Annotated in this window: 20 protein-coding genes; 9 read left to right on the forward strand and 11 right to left on the reverse strand. The window is 45.0% G+C overall.

The window, feature by feature from the left end; translation table 11 throughout:
- Window positions 1-82: 82 nt before the first annotated feature.
- Both bcsG and MD588_RS14275 read left to right on the forward strand, forming a co-directional pair.
- A complete protein-coding gene (gene bcsG / locus MD588_RS14270) occupies window positions 83-1,714 on the forward strand; it encodes a cellulose biosynthesis protein BcsG (RefSeq protein WP_265698040.1) in 1,632 nt (543 codons plus the stop codon).
- 165 nt (window positions 1,715-1,879) lie between these two features.
- Window positions 1,880-2,551 (forward strand): cytochrome b/b6 domain-containing protein, encoded by a 672-nt coding sequence (locus MD588_RS14275; RefSeq protein WP_265698041.1) that lies wholly within the window; start codon window positions 1,880-1,882, stop codon window positions 2,549-2,551.
- Window positions 2,552-2,656: 105 nt separating this feature from the next.
- Here the strand turns inward: MD588_RS14275 and MD588_RS14280 are convergent, their stop codons facing one another.
- A complete protein-coding gene (locus tag MD588_RS14280) occupies window positions 2,657-3,103 on the reverse strand; it encodes a c-type cytochrome (RefSeq protein ID WP_265698042.1) in 447 nt (148 codons plus the stop codon).
- A 276-nt stretch (window positions 3,104-3,379) separates the two neighbouring features.
- On the opposite strand from MD588_RS14280, the gene MD588_RS14285 reads away from it, so the two are divergent.
- Window positions 3,380-4,207 (forward strand): DUF2797 domain-containing protein, encoded by an 828-nt coding sequence (locus MD588_RS14285; protein WP_265698043.1) that lies wholly within the window; start codon window positions 3,380-3,382, stop codon window positions 4,205-4,207.
- Window positions 4,208-4,279: 72 nt separating this feature from the next.
- Here MD588_RS14285 and MD588_RS14290 read toward each other — a convergent pair whose 3' ends face one another.
- The 4 genes from MD588_RS14290 to MD588_RS14305 form a co-directional block, all read right to left on the reverse strand.
- Window positions 4,280-4,912, reverse strand: coding sequence for a putative ATP-dependent zinc protease (locus tag MD588_RS14290; protein ID WP_265698044.1), 633 nt, complete (start codon window positions 4,910-4,912; stop codon window positions 4,280-4,282).
- A gap of 65 nt (window positions 4,913-4,977) precedes the next feature.
- On the reverse strand, window positions 4,978-5,871 hold the full coding sequence (locus MD588_RS14295) for a phosphotransferase (protein ID WP_265698045.1): 894 nt from the start codon (window positions 5,869-5,871) through the stop codon (window positions 4,978-4,980).
- 406 nt (window positions 5,872-6,277) lie between these two features.
- Complete coding sequence (locus tag MD588_RS14300) at window positions 6,278-6,508, reverse strand: DUF3389 domain-containing protein (RefSeq protein ID WP_265698046.1); 231 nt, start codon at window positions 6,506-6,508, stop codon at window positions 6,278-6,280.
- Window positions 6,509-6,511: 3 nt separating this feature from the next.
- On the reverse strand, window positions 6,512-6,946 hold the full coding sequence (locus MD588_RS14305; protein ID WP_265698047.1) for a hotdog fold thioesterase: 435 nt from the start codon (window positions 6,944-6,946) through the stop codon (window positions 6,512-6,514).
- A gap of 129 nt (window positions 6,947-7,075) precedes the next feature.
- On the opposite strand from MD588_RS14305, the gene MD588_RS14310 reads away from it, so the two are divergent.
- Entirely contained in the window at window positions 7,076-7,867 is a 792-nt protein-coding gene (locus MD588_RS14310; protein ID WP_265698083.1) for a M48 family metallopeptidase, read from the forward strand.
- Window positions 7,868-7,935: 68 nt separating this feature from the next.
- Here the strand turns inward: MD588_RS14310 and MD588_RS14315 are convergent, their stop codons facing one another.
- From MD588_RS14315 to MD588_RS14325, 3 genes are all read right to left on the reverse strand, one after another.
- The gene (locus MD588_RS14315) at window positions 7,936-8,928 is read right to left on the reverse strand and encodes an OmpA family protein (protein WP_265698048.1); all 993 of its coding nucleotides are present in this window, start codon (window positions 8,926-8,928) and stop codon (window positions 7,936-7,938) included.
- 263 nt (window positions 8,929-9,191) lie between these two features.
- A complete protein-coding gene (locus MD588_RS14320) occupies window positions 9,192-9,632 on the reverse strand; it encodes a PAS domain-containing protein (protein ID WP_265698049.1) in 441 nt (146 codons plus the stop codon).
- A 3-nt stretch (window positions 9,633-9,635) separates the two neighbouring features.
- On the reverse strand, window positions 9,636-10,637 hold the full coding sequence (locus MD588_RS14325; protein ID WP_265698050.1) for a response regulator: 1,002 nt from the start codon (window positions 10,635-10,637) through the stop codon (window positions 9,636-9,638).
- A 331-nt stretch (window positions 10,638-10,968) separates the two neighbouring features.
- Between MD588_RS14325 and MD588_RS14330 the strand changes: the two genes are divergently transcribed.
- Complete coding sequence (locus tag MD588_RS14330; RefSeq protein WP_265698052.1) at window positions 10,969-12,462, forward strand: NAD(P)-binding protein; 1,494 nt, start codon at window positions 10,969-10,971, stop codon at window positions 12,460-12,462.
- A gap of 85 nt (window positions 12,463-12,547) precedes the next feature.
- Here MD588_RS14330 and MD588_RS14335 read toward each other — a convergent pair whose 3' ends face one another.
- The 3 genes from MD588_RS14335 to MD588_RS14345 all read right to left on the reverse strand — a co-directional run bounded on the left by MD588_RS14335 (window position 12,548) and on the right by MD588_RS14345 (window position 14,912).
- Window positions 12,548-12,865: a cupin domain-containing protein gene (locus MD588_RS14335; RefSeq protein ID WP_265698053.1), complete on the reverse strand. Its 318-nt coding sequence runs from the start codon at window positions 12,863-12,865 to the stop codon at window positions 12,548-12,550.
- Window positions 12,866-12,935: 70 nt separating this feature from the next.
- The gene (locus tag MD588_RS14340; RefSeq protein WP_265698054.1) at window positions 12,936-13,604 is read right to left on the reverse strand and encodes a chromosome segregation ATPase; all 669 of its coding nucleotides are present in this window, start codon (window positions 13,602-13,604) and stop codon (window positions 12,936-12,938) included.
- Between the two features lie 255 nt (window positions 13,605-13,859).
- A complete protein-coding gene (locus MD588_RS14345) occupies window positions 13,860-14,912 on the reverse strand; it encodes a PTS transporter subunit IIC (protein ID WP_265698055.1) in 1,053 nt (350 codons plus the stop codon).
- 320 nt (window positions 14,913-15,232) lie between these two features.
- On the opposite strand from MD588_RS14345, the gene MD588_RS14350 reads away from it, so the two are divergent.
- The 4 genes from MD588_RS14350 (at window position 15,233) to MD588_RS14365 (ending at window position 18,666) form a co-directional block, all read left to right on the forward strand.
- Entirely contained in the window at window positions 15,233-16,138 is a 906-nt protein-coding gene (locus tag MD588_RS14350; protein ID WP_265698056.1) for a DNA ligase, read from the forward strand.
- A gap of 245 nt (window positions 16,139-16,383) precedes the next feature.
- Window positions 16,384-16,683: a PepSY domain-containing protein gene (locus MD588_RS14355; RefSeq protein WP_265698057.1), complete on the forward strand. Its 300-nt coding sequence runs from the start codon at window positions 16,384-16,386 to the stop codon at window positions 16,681-16,683.
- Window positions 16,680-17,339 (forward strand): response regulator transcription factor, encoded by a 660-nt coding sequence (locus MD588_RS14360; RefSeq protein WP_265698058.1) that lies wholly within the window; start codon window positions 16,680-16,682, stop codon window positions 17,337-17,339. Before MD588_RS14355 ends, MD588_RS14360 begins: the two co-directional genes overlap by 4 nt.
- Window positions 17,329-18,666, forward strand: coding sequence for an ATP-binding protein (locus MD588_RS14365; protein WP_265698059.1), 1,338 nt, complete (start codon window positions 17,329-17,331; stop codon window positions 18,664-18,666). Before MD588_RS14360 ends, MD588_RS14365 begins: the two co-directional genes overlap by 11 nt.
- Window positions 18,667-18,725 lie beyond the last annotated feature (59 nt).

The following is an 18,725-nucleotide window of genomic DNA, read 5'->3' on the forward strand; positions in this document are numbered from 1 at the left end:
GCAAAACAGAAACAAGAAACCAGTTCATTTCGAGAAATACACCTTCGACGATAACGCTTCGTAAGCTAGACAAAGTGCAATTATGACGACAAAACAACTTAGTGAAAAAGCGGCCTTATCTCTCGGTTGGTGGAATATCTACTTTCTCCTCAAGTTAGCCTTGAAGTTCAAGGGGGTTATAGGCTTTTCAACCCTATATAACTTTGCCTTTTTCTTTTTTCTACTTATTCCGGTATCAAGCAAATGGCTGAGGTGCGTAAGGAACGGCCTCAGTGTATTCATCGCCCTCTGGCTACTTCACTATGACTCTTATCTGCCTCCGCTAGATAGGCTCACGGCTCAGCTTTCACAGCTACTACAATTTGATAAGCTGTACCTAATCGAGTTAGTGTCCCGCTTTATTTCGGCTGAAGCCCTGATTATGCTTGGCCTAATCATTATCGGTTATTTCTTTGCCAAACAGATCTTCCGAGTTACCACACTCGTACTGGTCGCCATGGTGTATTTCAGCTTTAATCATGCAGCGCAGCCACTTACGGCACAAGCGAAAGTACCTGAGGTTGAACTCAGAACACCTGCAGCATCACGACAAGAGCAGACCGTTCAACACATTCCGGAGATCATCGACGATCAGGGGTTAAATCAGTACCGAACCACGTTTTTTTCCAGTGAAGCACAAAAAACGTCAACCCTGAATAGTGGGCTTTCCCTAAATAGCAATTTCGATGTTTTATTACTCAATATCTGTTCTATTGCATGGGATGATCTGGAACTTACGGGTCAAGCCAACCACCCGCTCTTTGACACCTTCGATATTTTGTTCGAAAATTTCAACTCGGCTACCTCCTACAGTGGTCCAGCAGTCGTCCGTTTGCTCAGAGCTAGCTGTGGCCAGCAAGAGCATACAGATTTGTTCTCCCCTCCAGGGAGTAAGCAGTGTTTACTATTCGATAATCTTGCACAGCTCGGCTTTAAGAAAGAGCTATTGCTTAACCACAATGGTCAGTTTGATAACTTCATGGCCCACATCAATAACAATATTGGTGCGGTTTCTCCTGTGGTGGACCTGAATACATTATCGCCATATCAAAAAAGCTTCGACGGCTCTAGCATCTACCGGGACTCATCTGTACTCAATAAGTGGTTATCGCAACGAAGTCAGTCAGGTGGCTCGCCAACGGTAACACTATATAATTCAATTTCAGCGCATGACGGCAATCGTATTATCCATAACAAGGCGCGTAACAGGTTAGTTAGCTACAAAAGGCAACAAAAGAACTTGCTTGATGACCTATACGCTTTCATCAACCAGCTACAGTACTCAAATCGTAACCTGATGGTGGTTTTCGTCCCTGAACACGGTGCGGCAATGCGCGGCGACAAAATGCAAGTTCAAGGAATGCGAGAAATACCAAGTAACGCAATCACCCATGTCCCCGTTGGTATCAAGTTCTTTGGCCCTGACCTGAAAATGCAGGGAAATACGGTCACGATCAATCAGCCAAGCAGCTACTTGGCAATTTCTGACCTAATAGGAAACGTTATCGCAAATGATATTTTTTCCGGTAAGCCATTTAAGCTCGATGACCTCATTCAAGAATTAGATAAAACAGAAGTAGTTTCGCAGAATCAAGGTACAACCATGATGAAACTTAAGGGTGCGACTTACCTATCACTTGATGACAAAAGCTGGATTCAATACAACAGTAAGTAACGGCCCTCTTTTCACACAGCCAGGCCTACTATGGTAGGCTTGGCTAGCTTCCAATCCCCCTAGTGAATTGTAAACAATTGCAAAAATGACCCACGCAACATGGTGTGCAATTGTTAATTCTGTAAAAATACTCACACAAAATAAACAATTACATGGAAGAAAGTGATGAATACTCCGACGCCTATTTGGGATGGCTTTGTTCGTGGCTATCACTGGTTACAGGCTGGCTCTATTGTTGGGTTATGGTACACAGGCACGGAAGGTTTGATGGATTGGCATTTTGCCATTGCCTACCTGATGCTGGCTCTACTGCTTAGCCGACTTATCTGGGGGGTAATCGGCAGCGAAACAGCCCGGTTTCGCCACTTTATCCATTCACCATCTGCGGTTCTCGACTATTTGAGATCGCTTCACGGTAAAAATACTCCACCGGCTCAGCATCTCGGCCATAACCCTGCCGGGGGGTATATGGTATTGATGTTCTTTGTATTACTGAGTGTGCAACTGACTACTGGTCTATTCGCCAACGATGATATTATTTCCGAAGGCCCATTGGCTATGTATGTCAGCAGTAACACCAGCAGCTATATGACGTACATCCATGCAATAAACTTTAACCTACTCTTGGCGGCTATTGGTGTTCACCTAGCGGCTATCTTGCTCTACCTCATCAAGAAAGAAAACCTGATTAAACCAATGCTTAGTGGACGCAAGGTTATTTCGGAAACGGTCACTCCAAAATTGGTTAACGGATTGGTTGGCTGGGTGATCTTTGCCGTCATTGGCGGGGTCATTTACATCTACTGGGCAAAAGATATTGTTGCTTATTTGTTATAAGAAATGTGACAAACAGATACGTGTGGAAGCAAATCGGTCATTAAAAATAATATTCTCGGTTAAGCAAAGCGTGTTGACGCTAGTCGCCAACACGCCCTACCAAGATCAACGGAATTTATAGTCACTATGGCATGACTTGCAATTCTTCGCCGCAACACCGAACGCGCGCTTTGTTGCACGTTCATCGCCTTCAACTGATACTTTCGCTAGTTTAGCCATGTCTATTTGGAACTTATTCAGCTTAACGGTAAAGCCATCCCAATCGGTCCAGATTTCTGGCTTGGCCTTCGTATCACCTTGATCAGATCCCGGTACTTCAAAGGCTTCTTCAGGCATTAGCGATAATTGAGATATGAACTGTGCTCGCTGACTAAACGCAGCTTGGTCCCAGTCCTTACGTCCTTTAACCATCTCAGCCATATCACCAAAGTTAGCAGCAATCATAGTAAACGCCGATTGACGATAGTGAATAGCGTCTTCTGGTTTTTCAAACGGGGTTGCTGACACACTTGTAGCAACTAACATTACACTGCCCAACAATACTTTCTTCATTCTTCAGATCCTTCTAGTTGTTGTTATAGAAAAGAAAATGATACCAACCCGCAAACTTTAGTAAACAGAAGCAACCGACAACTTACAAATATTTACAATGCAGCAACTAGAACAGTTGAGTTCGACTATCTGTTCTTTGTAATGCCCTTGATTTTGGCGGATATAAATACACCTACAATCAAATGCCATGCATCTGCGCCTTTTCATTCTCGTTGATAGGCCAGATTATTATTCAGTTTGGTATAGTGATAAAATAGGCGTTACTAAAAATAGAATATGAGCAAAGTCATGCTGGGAACACTGAGTAAAATGAAATCGACCCTCGGAGATGTGGTCGAATATCAACTTCCTGTGGGGGAAGGGTTGATACCTTTAAACCCGCTAATTGGTAAAGCTTTGAAGCTTACCCATACCGGCAATATATTCTGCGACGCCTGCGGGAAGAAAACCAAGAAAAGCTACTCCCAGGGACACTGCTATCCGTGTATGAAAAAGCTGGCTCGCTGTGATATGTGTATCATGAAGCCTGAAACCTGCCATTATGCAAAAGGCACCTGCCGTGAGCCAGAATGGGGGGAGTCAAATTGTATGGTGCCTCATTATGTCTACCTTTCTAATACATCAGGCCTGAAAGTTGGTATTACGCGCCATACTCAACTCCCTACCCGATGGATAGATCAGGGAGCAACACAGGCTCTCGCTATATTAAAAGTTAAAACCCGCCAAATATCTGGCCTTGTTGAGATCGCGCTGGCTGAAATGGTAGCGGACAAAACCAATTGGCGTGCCATGCTAAAAGGTGACAACCATAGTATCGACTTGAAGTCAGAAGCTGAGCGCCTGCTACCAAGCATCGAGGCGCGAATTAATGAATTATTAGCACTGTATGGTGAAGACGCTGTAGAACGCCTGGATGAGGAGTTAGTAAATATTCAATACCCAATGACTCAGTACCCAACCAAAATCAGCTCTCACAACTTTGATAAGGATCCTGTCGTAGAAGGCACCTTGCTCGGTATTAAAGGCCAATACCTGATCTTCGATACTGGTGTAATAAATATTCGCAAATTCACCAGTTATGAGGTTAGCGTTGAAACATCGTAATCAGCTACTTTTTTAACCAGTAATATATTAAAAGGCGGTGGTGAACCGCCTTTTTCTTAAACCAACTTAATGTTATTTAGACTTAGGCTGCACGTACTTTCTTGTTCCATCCACGATGGCAACATCTCGAATAAAGTTAATACCGAGAACAATGCCCTTACCCGCCGTAAGTGCAAACTCTGTCAGTTCATTTAACTCACCGAGTTTGGCGCGTAACTTCACGACCGCCTGACGATCTTTACTGCCATTCTTACCCTTTAGCCAGCGTTCAACCGGCAATTCAACAGACTGCCCGCTCGCTTTAAATTTAATCCAGTCGTTCCCGTCACGTTCAAACTCCTGAATATCAGTGACTCCGATTGTCGAGAGCTTCACCTCTGAATCCACTTTCACTTTTACATGCTTCTTGGCAGGATCTAGCCACACCCACTCCTCTGCCCCCAAAATCAACTTACCATCTTGAGTTTTCGTTACCGGAACAGGTTTAGGTTCGGGTGTTGGCTGTTTTGGTTCGGGGGTTACTTCCGGCTCGGGCTGCAAGACAGGTGGCTGAGCCTCCGGCTCTTTTAATTCAGGAGCAGTCGGTTCAACAGGCTTAACTTCACCACTTGTTTCAGGCTCAGGTGTCGGTAGCGGTTCCCGCGCAGTTTGCTGGGCACAACCAGCTAATATAAGCGCCACAAAGCAGGTAGCTAATGTTCTCATTCTTTCACACCCTAATACATTCCGATACAACAATAATATGCTGATAAATCATCCACTAGCAAGTACTACCTCTGGGCATAGGTCTCGTTAAACTGATTCACCTTCGATAATAGCCACTGTTCATCATACCAACCCATATTTCGACTATGCTTGGCATCATCCCACAAGCTCAGGAACCAGCGCCTGAATGCAAAGCCTTCAGCTAAAGAAGCCTTTTCCTGATAACGTTCGACGAGCTTTAAATCTGGCCGAACGTCATAGAGGTGAAACAAATCAAACTCACGATGCTTAAAACCAACATCACACGGATCAAGAATAGCTGCGACCTTAAATGTATGGGGATTAAATAGTACGTTTCCAACATGGCAATCATCATGTACCAGCGATGAGTGGTCATTAATAGGCGATAATATTTGTTTTCTGTTCTCCCACATAAAAGAGTAGGACTCTTTAAGTTGAGCCGAAAAGGGAGAACAATCACTGAGTACATACCGCAATACTGGCATCATCCAGCTATCAAATGCTTTAACAATGCATGTCTCATACTTATTCTCACCGAGCTCAAAGCCCTTTACGGCGCTATGTTCATGCAAAGCCAACAATAAATCCGTGTAATGCTCACGGAAATTTTCGACAGCTTTAGGATCATTAGGCAACTCATGTGCCGATATCCCATCAAGCCATTCAAGCATTAAATAGTCATAGCCCTGTTCCCGTCCAAAGAATATGACTTCGGGTACCGGACAGCCAAGAGTTCGAGATAATCGCGACAGTCCCTCAGCCTCTTTAGCTAATCGGCCAATCTCACGAGAAAATTTAACGACGACCTTACCTTTTGAAGAGGCAATAAAGACAACCCAGCCATAAAACGTTTCCTGAATATTACACAGTTCAGGCCGCTGACCATACATAGTCTTATAAGCGACTTCAGCTATTTGCTTGAGCTGAGGTTTATTCATTAACGCTCTCCTTGGTTAACCTTTATTTCTTATTCTGCAACCTATTCCCTATGCAAATAGGCATATAATACAAATAGATAGTTAGTATTATCCATCACAACCAGACTGCAGTAATTTGTATCTTGTGGCTAGGATTTTGGGTCAGAATAGTAAAATATGAGCACATGCTCTCACAAAAATGTATGCACTCGCGTCAAAGAGAGGAAGAACTCATCTGCCATTAAACGAACTTAGAGCTAATAAATATAAACAGTTAAAAATCACTAAAACTAATATTTTAGTCAATACTATCTATCGTTTACCCATGAAGTATTTTGTATTCGTTATAGCAATGAGGGCTTGGAAAAAGAGGGAAAGAACAGATGCTGCATTACACACACAGGATATATAAAGCAGCACCCTATTTCTATTGGATAGCGATACCGATAGCTTCCGAAAGTTCAGCCAGCTGCTCTGCACTGTCTAATCTAACTGACCAGTTAACACCACTTCCACTCGCAGTGATCACATTAGCACCACCAATTAAAGTCACATCATCCACCAGGGATTGTAGCGAAGCACGGGCGCTTCCGTTGAGACGTACAACTAGCTCGTGTTGATTGGCAATAATACGTCCTTCAGAAAAAGTTAAATTCATCGATTACACTTCTTTTTTCTTATGCTTCATGACGGCCATTGTCAAACGGCTCGTACATACCAAATGATCTCGCTCATCAACAATCTCGATCTGCCAGACTTGGGTGGTTGCACCAAGATGAAGCGCTGTTGCCGTTCCTTTTACAATACCGCTTCGAACTGCACGGACATGATTGGCATTGATATCCAGGCCGACACAATACTTCCCTTCATCAACACACATGTTCGCCGCCAGAGAGCCCAGAGTTTCCGCCAACACGACTGACGCTCCACCATGCAACATCCCCAGGGGTTGATGAGTTCGGGCATCAACCGGCATCACTGCACTCAGGCTAGTCTCATTAAACTCACAGTACTCAATTCCCAAATGTTCAACCAGCGTGTTAACCGATGTTTGGTTCAAGCTCTCAAGGGTGAATGTTTTTTTCCACATACTCATGAATTTACCTGTGATTAGCAATGGGAAAAGAATAGCATTCTCCCGCTCCCTCGACTACAAACAATGCCACTACCATAGTATGATTCTGCCATCACAGTTTTCTATAATTTAATGAAAGGAGTCATTATGATGAATCGCTTTCGACCTTTGGTAGTCACCACTTTAATTGCCTCATCTCTGGCACTGTCAGCCTGTTCAAGCTCCCCTACAGGCCGAAAACAAGTCTTGCTGTTTTCCGACAATGAGATGTCTCAGCTTGGCGCACATTCTTTTGAGCAGTTAAAAGAACAAGAAAATATAAATACTGATACCAAAACCAACCAGTATGTTCAGTGTGTCACTAAAGCACTTACGAGTAAGCTTCCAAAAAGTAGTGGCTTCAGCCAATGGGAAGTAGTGGTATTTGAAAATGAGCAAGTGAATGCTTTTGCACTTCCGGGAGGCAAAATTGGTGTCTATACCGGTTTACTCGGTGTCGCAAAAAACCAAGACCAGCTTGCAACGGTGATCGGCCACGAAATCGGTCATGTAATGGCTCAACACAGTAATGAACGCCTGTCACGGAGCCAGTTGGCGAACGTCGGACTGCAAATCTCAAGCGTAGCAATTAGTGGGACGGATTATCACGATGCGGCAATGGCAGGGCTTGGGCTGGGTGTCCAATATGGTGTACTGATGCCATATGGCCGTGCACAAGAGTCTGAATCAGATATTATCGGCCTGCGCTTGATGGCCGACGCTGGGTTTAACCCAAATGAAAGCGTTAACTTGTGGAAAAACATGGCGCATGCTTCGGGTGGTAGCCAGCCACCAGAATTACTTTCTACCCACCCCTCACACTCAACGCGCATTGATGACTTAAGGGCTGAAATCAAACGCTTGCCCAACAATAACGCTCTTCGTCCGCAGTGCAAAATTTAACACTTGAGCCGATAGTAATTAGAATGCCCATTAAAAAAGCGCCTTTCGGCGCTTTTCCTTAACAAGGATCACTCACTCAACTCAAAGCTCGGTGTATAAACCTCAACCCGGCGATTCTTAGCACGTCCCTCTTCAGTATCGTTTGATGCCACAGGATCAGTTTCGCCTCGGCCTTGAGCAATAATACGGCTTTTCTCAATACCAAAATGCTGCCCTAAATAACCTGCAACAACGGCGGCACGCTCTTCTGAAAGCGTTTGGTTATAATCCTCTGCACCTCTGCTGTCAGTATGCCCAACAACATACAATTTCACCTCTGGATATTCCGTCAAGCGCTGGCCGATAGGCTGAAGTCGCTCAATATCAGACGGTGTTAATGCATTACTGTCAAAGGCAAACGGCAGCTGGACGCTTATCGCTTCCACCGTAACGACAGCGGGTTCAACAGGCATCGGCTCCGGTTCTGGCATAGGTTCCGGTTCAATAATTGCCACAGGTGCTGGTGCACCCCAGTAATAAACGAGACTTACCCCATAAAAATGAATGTCACTTTTCCCGGGCTCACTACGACCAACCTGATTATAATATTGATATTCAAACCGAGTAGATAAGTCTTCATTGAAGAAGTATTCCGCTCCGACACCAACAGTACCAGAAAGACCACTATCGTCTTTGTTGTTCACGCTATTATCGACATCGAAGTAATAGCCACCGGCCTTAGCAAAGAAATCTAACGATGGTGTAGCATTCCACGTAAACTTACCGACAAGATCAAGCCCTTGCACTTCAAATCCGTTGCTGCTCCCCTTATCGTCAGCCTGGCCGAGGTAAGTATAGCCACCTTCAACACCTAACCAAGAGTTATAGTTATAACCAACAAAGACACCGCCTCCCCAATCATCACGCTCAAAACTGCTTTCTGCACCGTCTAATGCTCCATTGAAACTATCGAAGTTTGTTCCGCCAACTCGAGCACCAACATACCAGGGGTTATCTGTTGCAGCATGAACCGCTCCCGAAATTAGCAATGCCAATGGGAGAACTTTGTAAAATTTTGTCATATCTAGATATCCCTACTTATTATATTTCTGCCACTACCAATAATGTTTTTAGACCCTGTACCACTATTTTTCAAGTTCAGACTAATAAAAAAATTCAAAAAAACTTCTTTAATTTTCAGTAAGAAAGGAAGATGTCTCAGATATAGAAAAAATCGAACTAATGACTAGACAGTTAATAACTTATCACCGTAAATGAAATAGCAAAGACAAAAAAGCTCATCAATGATGAGCTTTTTTGTGGTTATAATTTAAGGTAATTAAATCTATTTCAAACGCTCTTCAGCCAATGCCTCAGCCGTCGCGTCTTCCACCGCCATGAAAAGGTAGTCCACCTCTCCCTTTGGCGAAGTCATCGGATTTAAGGTCACATTCTGATACATAAAAGGCGCTTGCTGGGTTATCGGCCTAACATTACGGCATTTAAAAAGATATGGACGCTGACGCCAGATCAAGAAGCTACGACAACCTAATTCAAACACTGGTTTTGATTTAGCGACAAGCCATTCAGATGGGATTTCAGGAAAAACATCAAACAGGTTCTTTCCTATCGCCTCGTGTGGTTGGATACCACTGTGGTGGGTCATAAAACCATTCCAGACATGAATCGTAAAATCCTTATCCAGCACAACTAAGCCAACGTCGACATGCTGAACCATATCAACCATCCAATGAAACTGTTCAAATTCGGCAGGCAATGAAAACATGGCTTAATCCTCATCCATCAAGTACGACAATTTGTTATCAAGCAGCGGCAGAGATTCATCGACAAACATCAACAATAAATCACATTTAATGCTTGTACCTTCGATGCCATAACTCACTTCAAATGTCATGGTGCGGCGCCAATTTCCTTCTGTTTGCTCTATCATGCTGTCAATGGGCAAGTGCCGGCCTAAGACAACAGGATGGCTTTGGAAAAACTTCACTTCGGCTTGTTGTCCCAACCCCTTTAAGAACGAACCGACCAGGATGTTACTGACATCCATCAGAAGCTCGAGTTCTGAATCGCAATTCTCCTCGACCGGGTAGTTCATCATCGTCATGAGATCATTTACACTAGAATCGCTGAGCAACACCAATGCCTCACCAGCGATCCCTTCGCCGCTAAAGCCCTGGCAGATCCCTGACATCGTACTATTACTGGCCAGATGACGCATCGTCATATGAAGTTCACTAACTTCAAACACGTTCACATTCGGCAGAGGCAGATTAACGAAAACATCGAAATGACGTGCCAATGAGTCCGCAGCCCGACCGATAGCAACGTTAGCTACTTCTAAATAAACATCTCTGCGACGCAGAGCTGGGGTGGTAACTCGTTGAATAACAGTGTCAAATGCCGGTTCGGCAGGAGCAATCAACGTTTTAAGAAGCGTTTTTAAATGCGCCTTATCGACTGGCTTTTTCAAGAAATCAACGGCTCCGAGCGCTTTCACCCGGGCTTGGGCTTGTGGCTGGATGTCTCCCGAAACCACAATAACCTTTATCTCTATTCCTTTCTGACGAATTGCTTCTAAGGTCTGATAACCATCCATCTCTGGCATTGTCAGATCCAAAAACATCAGGGCAAACTTCTCTTTTTCCAGGTGCTGTAGTGCTTCCAAGCCATTAACAGCAAAAGTAACTTCAGCGTTAAGCGAGGCAGGCAGCGCCCTTGCCATCTGCTTTCGAGCTAAGGCTGAGTCATCACAGATCAAAATTGCAGTCATGTAAGTTCCTTGGCGCTTCTTCTCATCCGGAGCGCTTAGCTAATATTCTTATTTGTCATATGACGCTCGCGATAATAACAGTAGAACCCTGCTCGGTCTGCTGAAATATGCAGAATTTATATTCTAGGTGGTACTTTTACTAAGATAGAACTCAATAAGAACAAGTGACAACGTCACCCGCATATTCAACACAGGGCATCCACACTATCATTGCAATACCTAGATACAGGGATTTTACAGCACAAGACACCCGGAGTATTTAAAACATCAACGAGGCAAAGTAGAATGCTAACTATTATCACGAAATGACTTAAGCGACTTACCTGCAAATATGAACGTTCATGGCTCTCATCGCAGCAATACACCCAAACCACTCAAGGTCGGCATTATCGGTGGTGGTATAGCAGGCTCAACGATTGCGCTCCGTTTGGCTGAACTAGGTATCGACGTAGAATTGTTTGAAGAAGGAAGCAGCCTTGTTAACGGGCCACCTATCTGCCACTTACATGCGGGTGGTAATTTATACCGAGAAATTTCTGATCAGCAATGCCTGACACTGCTGCAGCAGTCTATCGATACTCTTAGGGTCTTCCCTCATACCGCCAATATCCGCCCAACGGTAATTGCCATCCCAGAACGCGATGCCGGAGAGCCGGAAGCTTTATTGCCACGCCTGGCCCTGCTACAAGAAACCTATCATGGGTTAGTTCAGCAAGACTCGAAAAATCAGGTACTGGGTGAACCTGAATATTATTACAAAGTGTATTATCAGGATGACCTTGAGAGACTTGCACGTTCAGATACTCCCTCTGAACCAAAAAACCTCGATGACTGGATGATTCCAGTCGCCAAGAACTTAAATCTAAATGAATTTAAATTTCCGCTTATTCTTGTACAAGAATATGGACTAAGTGTATTCCGGCTTGCCGCTACCGCTGGCTTAGCCTTGGAACAACTACCGGCTTGTTCTGTAAACACCCAAGCCAAGGTCATCAATATTCAACAGAATGAGAGCCAAAATCATTGGTCTATCACGTACCAGCAATATGACGCAAGTATCAAAGATCACATCACCCACAGCACTGATGTCGATTACCTGATTAATGCATGCGGCTACCGAACAGGTACACTGGATGACATGGCCGATTTGCACCGAACGCGCATGGTGGAGTTCAAAGCGGCGTTTGTCACTCAGTGGAAGGAACGTGATGGAGTCTGGCCTGAAGTTATCTTCCATGGAGAACGTGGCACACCAAACGGTATGGCGCAGTTGACCCCCTATCCCGACGGTTATTTTCAACTCCATGGTATGACCGAAGATATCACCTTGTTCAGAAAAGGGCTCGTCAGTAGTAGCGCTCAAAGTGCTCAGCCACAACTTGGCTCTCAATTTATTCGGAAACTAAAGGAAGGTTGGCAGAATAGCGACATTGAAACCAGAACCGACAGAGCAATACAGCACATGGCACAGTTCATTCCCGCTTATCGCTCTGCGACAGTCGGCGGAAAGCCGCTATTCGGAGCTCAGCAAATCCCCGGGGATGATCCTTCATTGAGAGCTGCCGACATCTCTTTCGCTGGCAGCCGCTATGCGAGAACTGAAATAGTCAAAGCATCGTCGGCACTTTCTGCGGCTAATCGCCTAGTTCAACAATTCAAGAACGAAGGCCTGCTGGCGGGTTTCGATGACGACTTAGCTATGGCCTTGGAACAACGTTTCCCGGTAACCTCCGGCCTAAATCAAAAAGACGTAATTACAGAGGCTGAAAAATTAGCATCAGAACGGAGTTACCCACCAGCCCTTGCCCAATTAGTCCGATTCTAAACTAAGTGGCCTGCAACCTGCCCCCATAAAAACAGCTCATAGGTTTGAGCTGTTTTACTAATACCGACTTTCTATCGATGGCCTTTTATGAATAAAAGACGGCGAGCCAGATCGTTTCCGTATCGGGTGGAGTCCATGAAACCTGGTGCCGCTGATGGGCAGGGATATTAATATAATCGCCTTCCTGCAAATGAATTTCACGGTTGTTTTCTTCAATCCGTATTCTTGCTTCACCTTTTACCACCAAGACCCACTCATGCTCATCTTGATCGTACCAATCTTCATTTGGTGTGGTATGCCCTTTTGAGATAATCCGCTCGATACGCACAGAAGAAGTCTTCACGATATCTTCAAAGACTTCTTCTGGTAATTCGGCTGGTATGTTGCACATTATATTAGTCATTGCGACTAGCCCCCATATAAAAAAGACGAGGATTAACCTCGCCTTCATTATTTAAAATCAGTAACTCAACTTAATTCTTTGGCAGACTAATTTCAATCTTCTCATTAAGCTGTTCCAACTCAACTTCCAGCGCGGTAAGCTGCGCCTCTTCATCAGACACCGCTTTTAGCTTAGCTTCATATTTGTCGCAGTCTGCCTGTGAAACCCAGTTCCAGCTGGTGCCTGATTTGAATTCATCACAGGCTTGCTTGAAATCTTTAGCCACTCTCTTGGCACTGCTAACATCCACTTTTGCCTGTGCAACCTGCTTCTGTAACAGTAGTTGCTGCTGATAAAGCTCTTTAGAATGAGTTAGCACAACTTGCTGTTTTTCAGCGGTTGTCTTCAGTTCAACCACCTTGGTGTCAAGCTTCTTCTTGGTTACGCTCAGCTTTTTCTGCTGCTGTTTCAGTTGGGCAAGCTGCTTTTCAAAATCTGCTTTTTGCTGAACCAACTCCGCTTGTTTCTGCTCCAACTGAGTAAATGCTTGTTCCAGTTCTAATGCCTTTTGGGCTTCAAGCGCTTCAAAACTCTCCTGGAGCATCTGTCTCTTCTCTTCAAGTTGGGCATTCTTGTGCTGCAGCAACTCATATTCATCTTGGCTTGGTCCGGGATTCCGATTCCAAACAGCAGAAGCCAATACACTTCCCAACACAAAACCAACAACTAATGAAACTTTCCAGGATGTCATCATGCTCATTGAACCCGCTTTTCTTCCAAGTACCCACTCTTGACTTCTGCCCACGCTTACGTGAAACACAGCACTTTGGGTAACAAACGATATTCCAATATTATCAGCTAGATAACTCCCTTGTGTCATGTTTATATCAAAATCGATGTAAAACAAGGTAAAAGTCTGATTGAACGTCACGTTACCAGTATCTTTAACTCAAAAAAAGGAGCAAAACCATTTGCTCCTTTTTACGATTGCAATAAGGCAAGTCCATTCCTTGCGTTACTTCGATGTCAGGTTCAGAGTCAGATCACCAGGCTTAATCCAACCTAATTTCCGCATAACCTCGGCAATGGCAAACGTGATCAACGCAGGTAGAAGCAAATGCAAAAGCGCGATTGCCATGTATATCTCGCTGCTTTGCCATCCTGCTGCATCCAATGCGATAAAGGATTGGATTTGTCCTACGAAGCCCGATGTTCCCATACCGGCACCTAGGGGAGTGTTCTCCATGGCGAACACCAGGGTCGCTATTGGCCCCAAGATAGCTGAAGCAATAATTGGCGGTAACCAAATCTTATGATTCTTGATGATATTGGGCATTTGCAGCATAGAAGTACCTAACCCCTGGGCCACAACGCCTGCCCAACGATTCTCGCGGAAGCCCATCACTGCGAAACCTACCATCTGCGCACAGCACCCCACCGTAGCGGCGCCAGCGGCTAACCCGTTCAAGCTCAGCATAATCGCAATCGCAGCGCTACTGATTGGTAAGGTCAGTGCCATCCCCATCAGCACAGCCACAATCATCCCCATCATCAACGGCTGTAGCTGCGTGGCATACATAATGACATCACCCAGAGCTGTCATTAACGCCCCTACTTGTGGGCCGATCAGGCTACCGACGGTAACACCGACAATTACCGTCACTGCTGGCGTGATCAAAATATCTATTTTTGTTTCATTCGCTACTAGCTTTCCGCACTCTGTCGCCACGACAGAGGCGATATATGCCCCCACCGGACCGCCCATTGCCGCACCTGCTGCGCCTGCTGTTGTCGCAGAGAATAAAACTAGCGGTGGAGCTTTAAGCGCATAGGCAATCGCCACCCCAATCGCAGGGCCTGTCATCTGCTTTGCAATAGGCCACAAGGTTTCCGAAAATAGCGGAATACCAAATTTTACACCGAGGGTATTTAGTATCGAACCAATCAATAATGAGGAAAATAAGCCCAGTGCCATATAGCTCATGGCATGAACGAAGTAGGTTCGAGCGGAAAGTTCTATGTTTTTGCGATTTAGAAAATCACCGATTTTTTGCTGTGCAAGCTGCATGTTAATACGTCACTGTATAAAGCTGTTTTAGTACCAAGTTGGATTATTTGATTGTCAAATCAAAGCCGCCGATTCTACATGACTCACTACAGCATCACCATATACAACCTCATTCCAGCTATACCCTGATACTGACAATCTACCTTATGGGTATTAGTCGCAACTATTTCCTAAACACATGATTATCGGTATTGAAAAACACCAGTTACACCACACAACGTATAAATATTCTATCGCCTGGATTTACCCCACCGCTTTATTAGCCATAACGTAAGAGTTCTATTGTAAATAAGAGCGATCTAATACAAGGAGTCAGTAAGATGAGAATATCCTTTCCAACAATGCCACCTTCGGGCCTTTCACGATTAGCAGCAACTATTACCCTTATACTTAGCCCTTTTCACCTAGAAGCGACAGGTGCTCCCGACACGATGCAAGCTAAAAATGCCGACATCACTTTATTTACCGCCTCGGATCATACCCAAAACAACATCAATGCTTATTACATCAGTGAAAAACTAGACGGCATACGTGCAGTCTGGACAGGCCGCCAACTGGTAACTCGCTCAGGAAACCCTATATCTGCCCCTTCATGGTTTACCACTTCTCTTCCTAAGAATGTCATGCTTGACGGTGAATTATGGATAGGGCCCGGTACGTTTCAGCAAGTCGCCGCAACAGTCTTAGATCACAACCCCGACAACGAACAATGGCAAAAGGTTAAATTCATGGTCTTTGACCTGCCATCCAGCAACGATAGATTCGCACTTCGGCTAGATCAGCTCAAGGCCATTGTAACGACCGTTAACCGCCCTCATATTCGGGTTTTACCTCAACACTCGCTTGATAGCACGGTAGCCTTGGAAAATCAGCTAAATCAAATCACCGAAGCTGGCGGAGAAGGCCTGATGCTTCACCACAAAGACAACCTTTATCATCAAGGCCGTTCAGAACTATTGCTAAAGATAAAGCACCATCAAGATGCCGAGGCTATTGTTATTGGCTACGAAGAAGGAAGAGGCAAATACAAGGGTAAAATGGGCGCAGTCTGGGTACTGACCGCAGGCAATAAGAAATTCAAGATTGGTTCTGGCTTTACAGATTCAGATCGCGAATCCCCTCCCCAGCTAGGCACCATTATCAACTATCGCTATAACGGCTATACCGACAGTGGGATCCCTCGCTTTGCCCGCTTTATCAGAACCCGCCCGGACAGTGATATCTAACAAAGAACAACAATGCTTTGTCATCATGTGCCACTAATAATAAGAAACGATCGTTTGAGGGTGATATTTTAAACAACGAATTGATGATGTTTTTATCCGGGCTTCACCCAGATTACGAGCAAGCCGAGAGCCCCATCACACGCTAGCCCTCTTATTCATTTTCGGTTCAATCAACTTCAGTTACAATCTATAACATGAATATAAATAAGCGATTACTCACTATACTTTGCATGATCTTTTTTCTAGTGCCGTTCGCAAGTGCGGCCCCAACGCTAGAAATTGATGAAGATCATGATGATGTTATGGAAGCGGTTCAACAAGGACTCATCCAGCCGTTTTCGGCCCTGCAGGCAACTGTCAGTAAACAGCTCAACGGCCGGATCATTAAAGTTGAGCTGGAGGAAGATGATGATATCTGGATTTACGAATTAAAACTCATTGATTCCAATAATAATATCGTCAAGGTGGAGTACGAGGCTAAAACGCTTTCTATTATCGAAATTAAAGGCCGCGGCCTGGAAAATGTCATCAAGGTATCCGAATGAAAATACTAGTCGTCGAAGATGAAATCACGCTGGGAGAGCAGATTGTGAGTGGCCTAGAGCAAAGTGGCTGGGTCGCTGAACTATCTTCTGATGGCATTGATGCCCTATATCGAGCCACATCAGAGCCTTGGGATGCGATTGTTCTTGACCTTGGCCTGCCAAAGCTTGATGGCCTCACGGTGCTTAAGGGGATCCGTGACGAGAACGTAAATACCCCGGTTGTGATTCTGAGTGCCCGAAACGAACTCACCCAGCGTGTCGAAGGCTTGAATGCCGGTGCAGATGACTACCTAACCAAACCGTTCCAGATGGTAGAACTTATTGCCCGCTTACGTGCTCAATTACGCCGTTCAAGCGGCAATGCTTCACCAATCATCCAGGCCAGCGGCATAAGCCTAGATACACGCACCTCAAAAGTTCTGTATCAGGGGGAGGCAGTAGATCTAACCGCCTTGGAATTCAAAGTGCTGTCTTACATGATGCATAACTCAGACAAGGTGATTTCACGCAGCGAGTTAGTCGAACATATTTACAAGCAGGATTTTGATCGCGATTCCAACACCATTGAAGTTTTTATCGGCCGCATACGCCGGAAAATTGGTGGCGACGTGATCAAAACGGTTCGAGGACTCGGATACCGCATCAATGCCAATTAATGCACGCGCAAAACACTTGCCAAGCCTTCGCAGTCGCCTATTACTTGCGGCGACTGTATGGCTATTTATCATTACCTTGGCCGCCGGGTATGTGGTACCTAGCTTTATCAAAAGCTACCTCATCGATCAGGAGAAACAGCAGCTTTACTTATACCTAGATGAGTTAACAGGTCTTGCCGATGTCGATTCAACCGGTAAGCTATCACTGCCTAGCAAACTCTCTAACCCTCGCTTTCAATCACCCTATAGTGGTTTGTATTGGGCATTAAGCGTCAACGACACTCAAATTCGCTCACGCTCGTTATGGGACACCCAAATCTCCGGTAATGAGGAAGACGGCTATATAGGCCCTAACGAACAATCACTACTGGTGGTCAAACGAAAATTTTTCCTCCCGGAAATCGATGAGCCTGTGGAACTTGCCATTGCCGCAAACCAGGACAAATTAGTGGCAACCTTACAGCAGCTCACGCATGGCCTGTGGATCATCCTCCTAACCATGGCTATTGGTATTCTGGTCTTGACCTGGCTGCAAGTCAGTTGGTCACTTTGGCCGCTAAGAAAGCTGCAAAATAACCTAAAGAAAGTCCGAGAAGGACAATCTACCGAGCTTACTGGATTCTACCCTGCCGAAATTCGTCCAGTCATTGATGACTTGAACGCTCTTCTATTTCATTATCAGGAGCTACTCGAAAGGGCGAGAAACCATGCCGGAAACCTTTCGCACGCATTAAAAACCCCAATTGCGGTGTTGAACAATGAAGTCGGATTACTGGATGAGAACACAAAACAAAAATTATCTCCGCCTTTACTTCAATTACAACAACATATCGATTATCACTTAGGTCGAGCAAGAATGGCAGGAGCCGCCAATATCCTAGCGGCAAAAACTGCGCCCTCGACACGTGTCGACGCCATTTCTCTCGCGATGGATAAAGTCTATGCTAATCGCGGAGTGGTCTTGGTCAATGAATTAGACAGCGAGCTCAATGTTGCCGTTGAGAAGCGCGACCTCGATGAAATCATCGGAAACCTGATTGAGAACAGCTATAAATGGTCGAAGAGTCTGATCCGTGTACACCAGTCTGACACTAACTCACAGCAGGTTTCGATCATCATCGAAGATGATGGCCCAGGTATTGATAAAAGTAAGTACGAATCGGTATTAAAACGTGGTGTTCGCCTCGACGAAAGCACCCCCGGTACTGGTTTAGGTCTTAACATTGTTAGCGAGCTAGCACATAGCTATCGTGGGAGTCTCACCTTAAGCAACAGTGCCCTAGGAGGCTTGAAAGCTGAACTTGTTTTGCCTCTGCCCCGCAATTAAACCAAACCGTCTAACATAAAAAATGCAGCCATTGCTGCATTTTTTATCAGTTAAACGTG

The organism is Photobacterium obscurum (assembly GCF_026191635.1).
In the GTDB taxonomy this organism is placed as follows: Bacteria; Pseudomonadota; Gammaproteobacteria; order Enterobacterales; family Vibrionaceae; genus Photobacterium; species Photobacterium obscurum.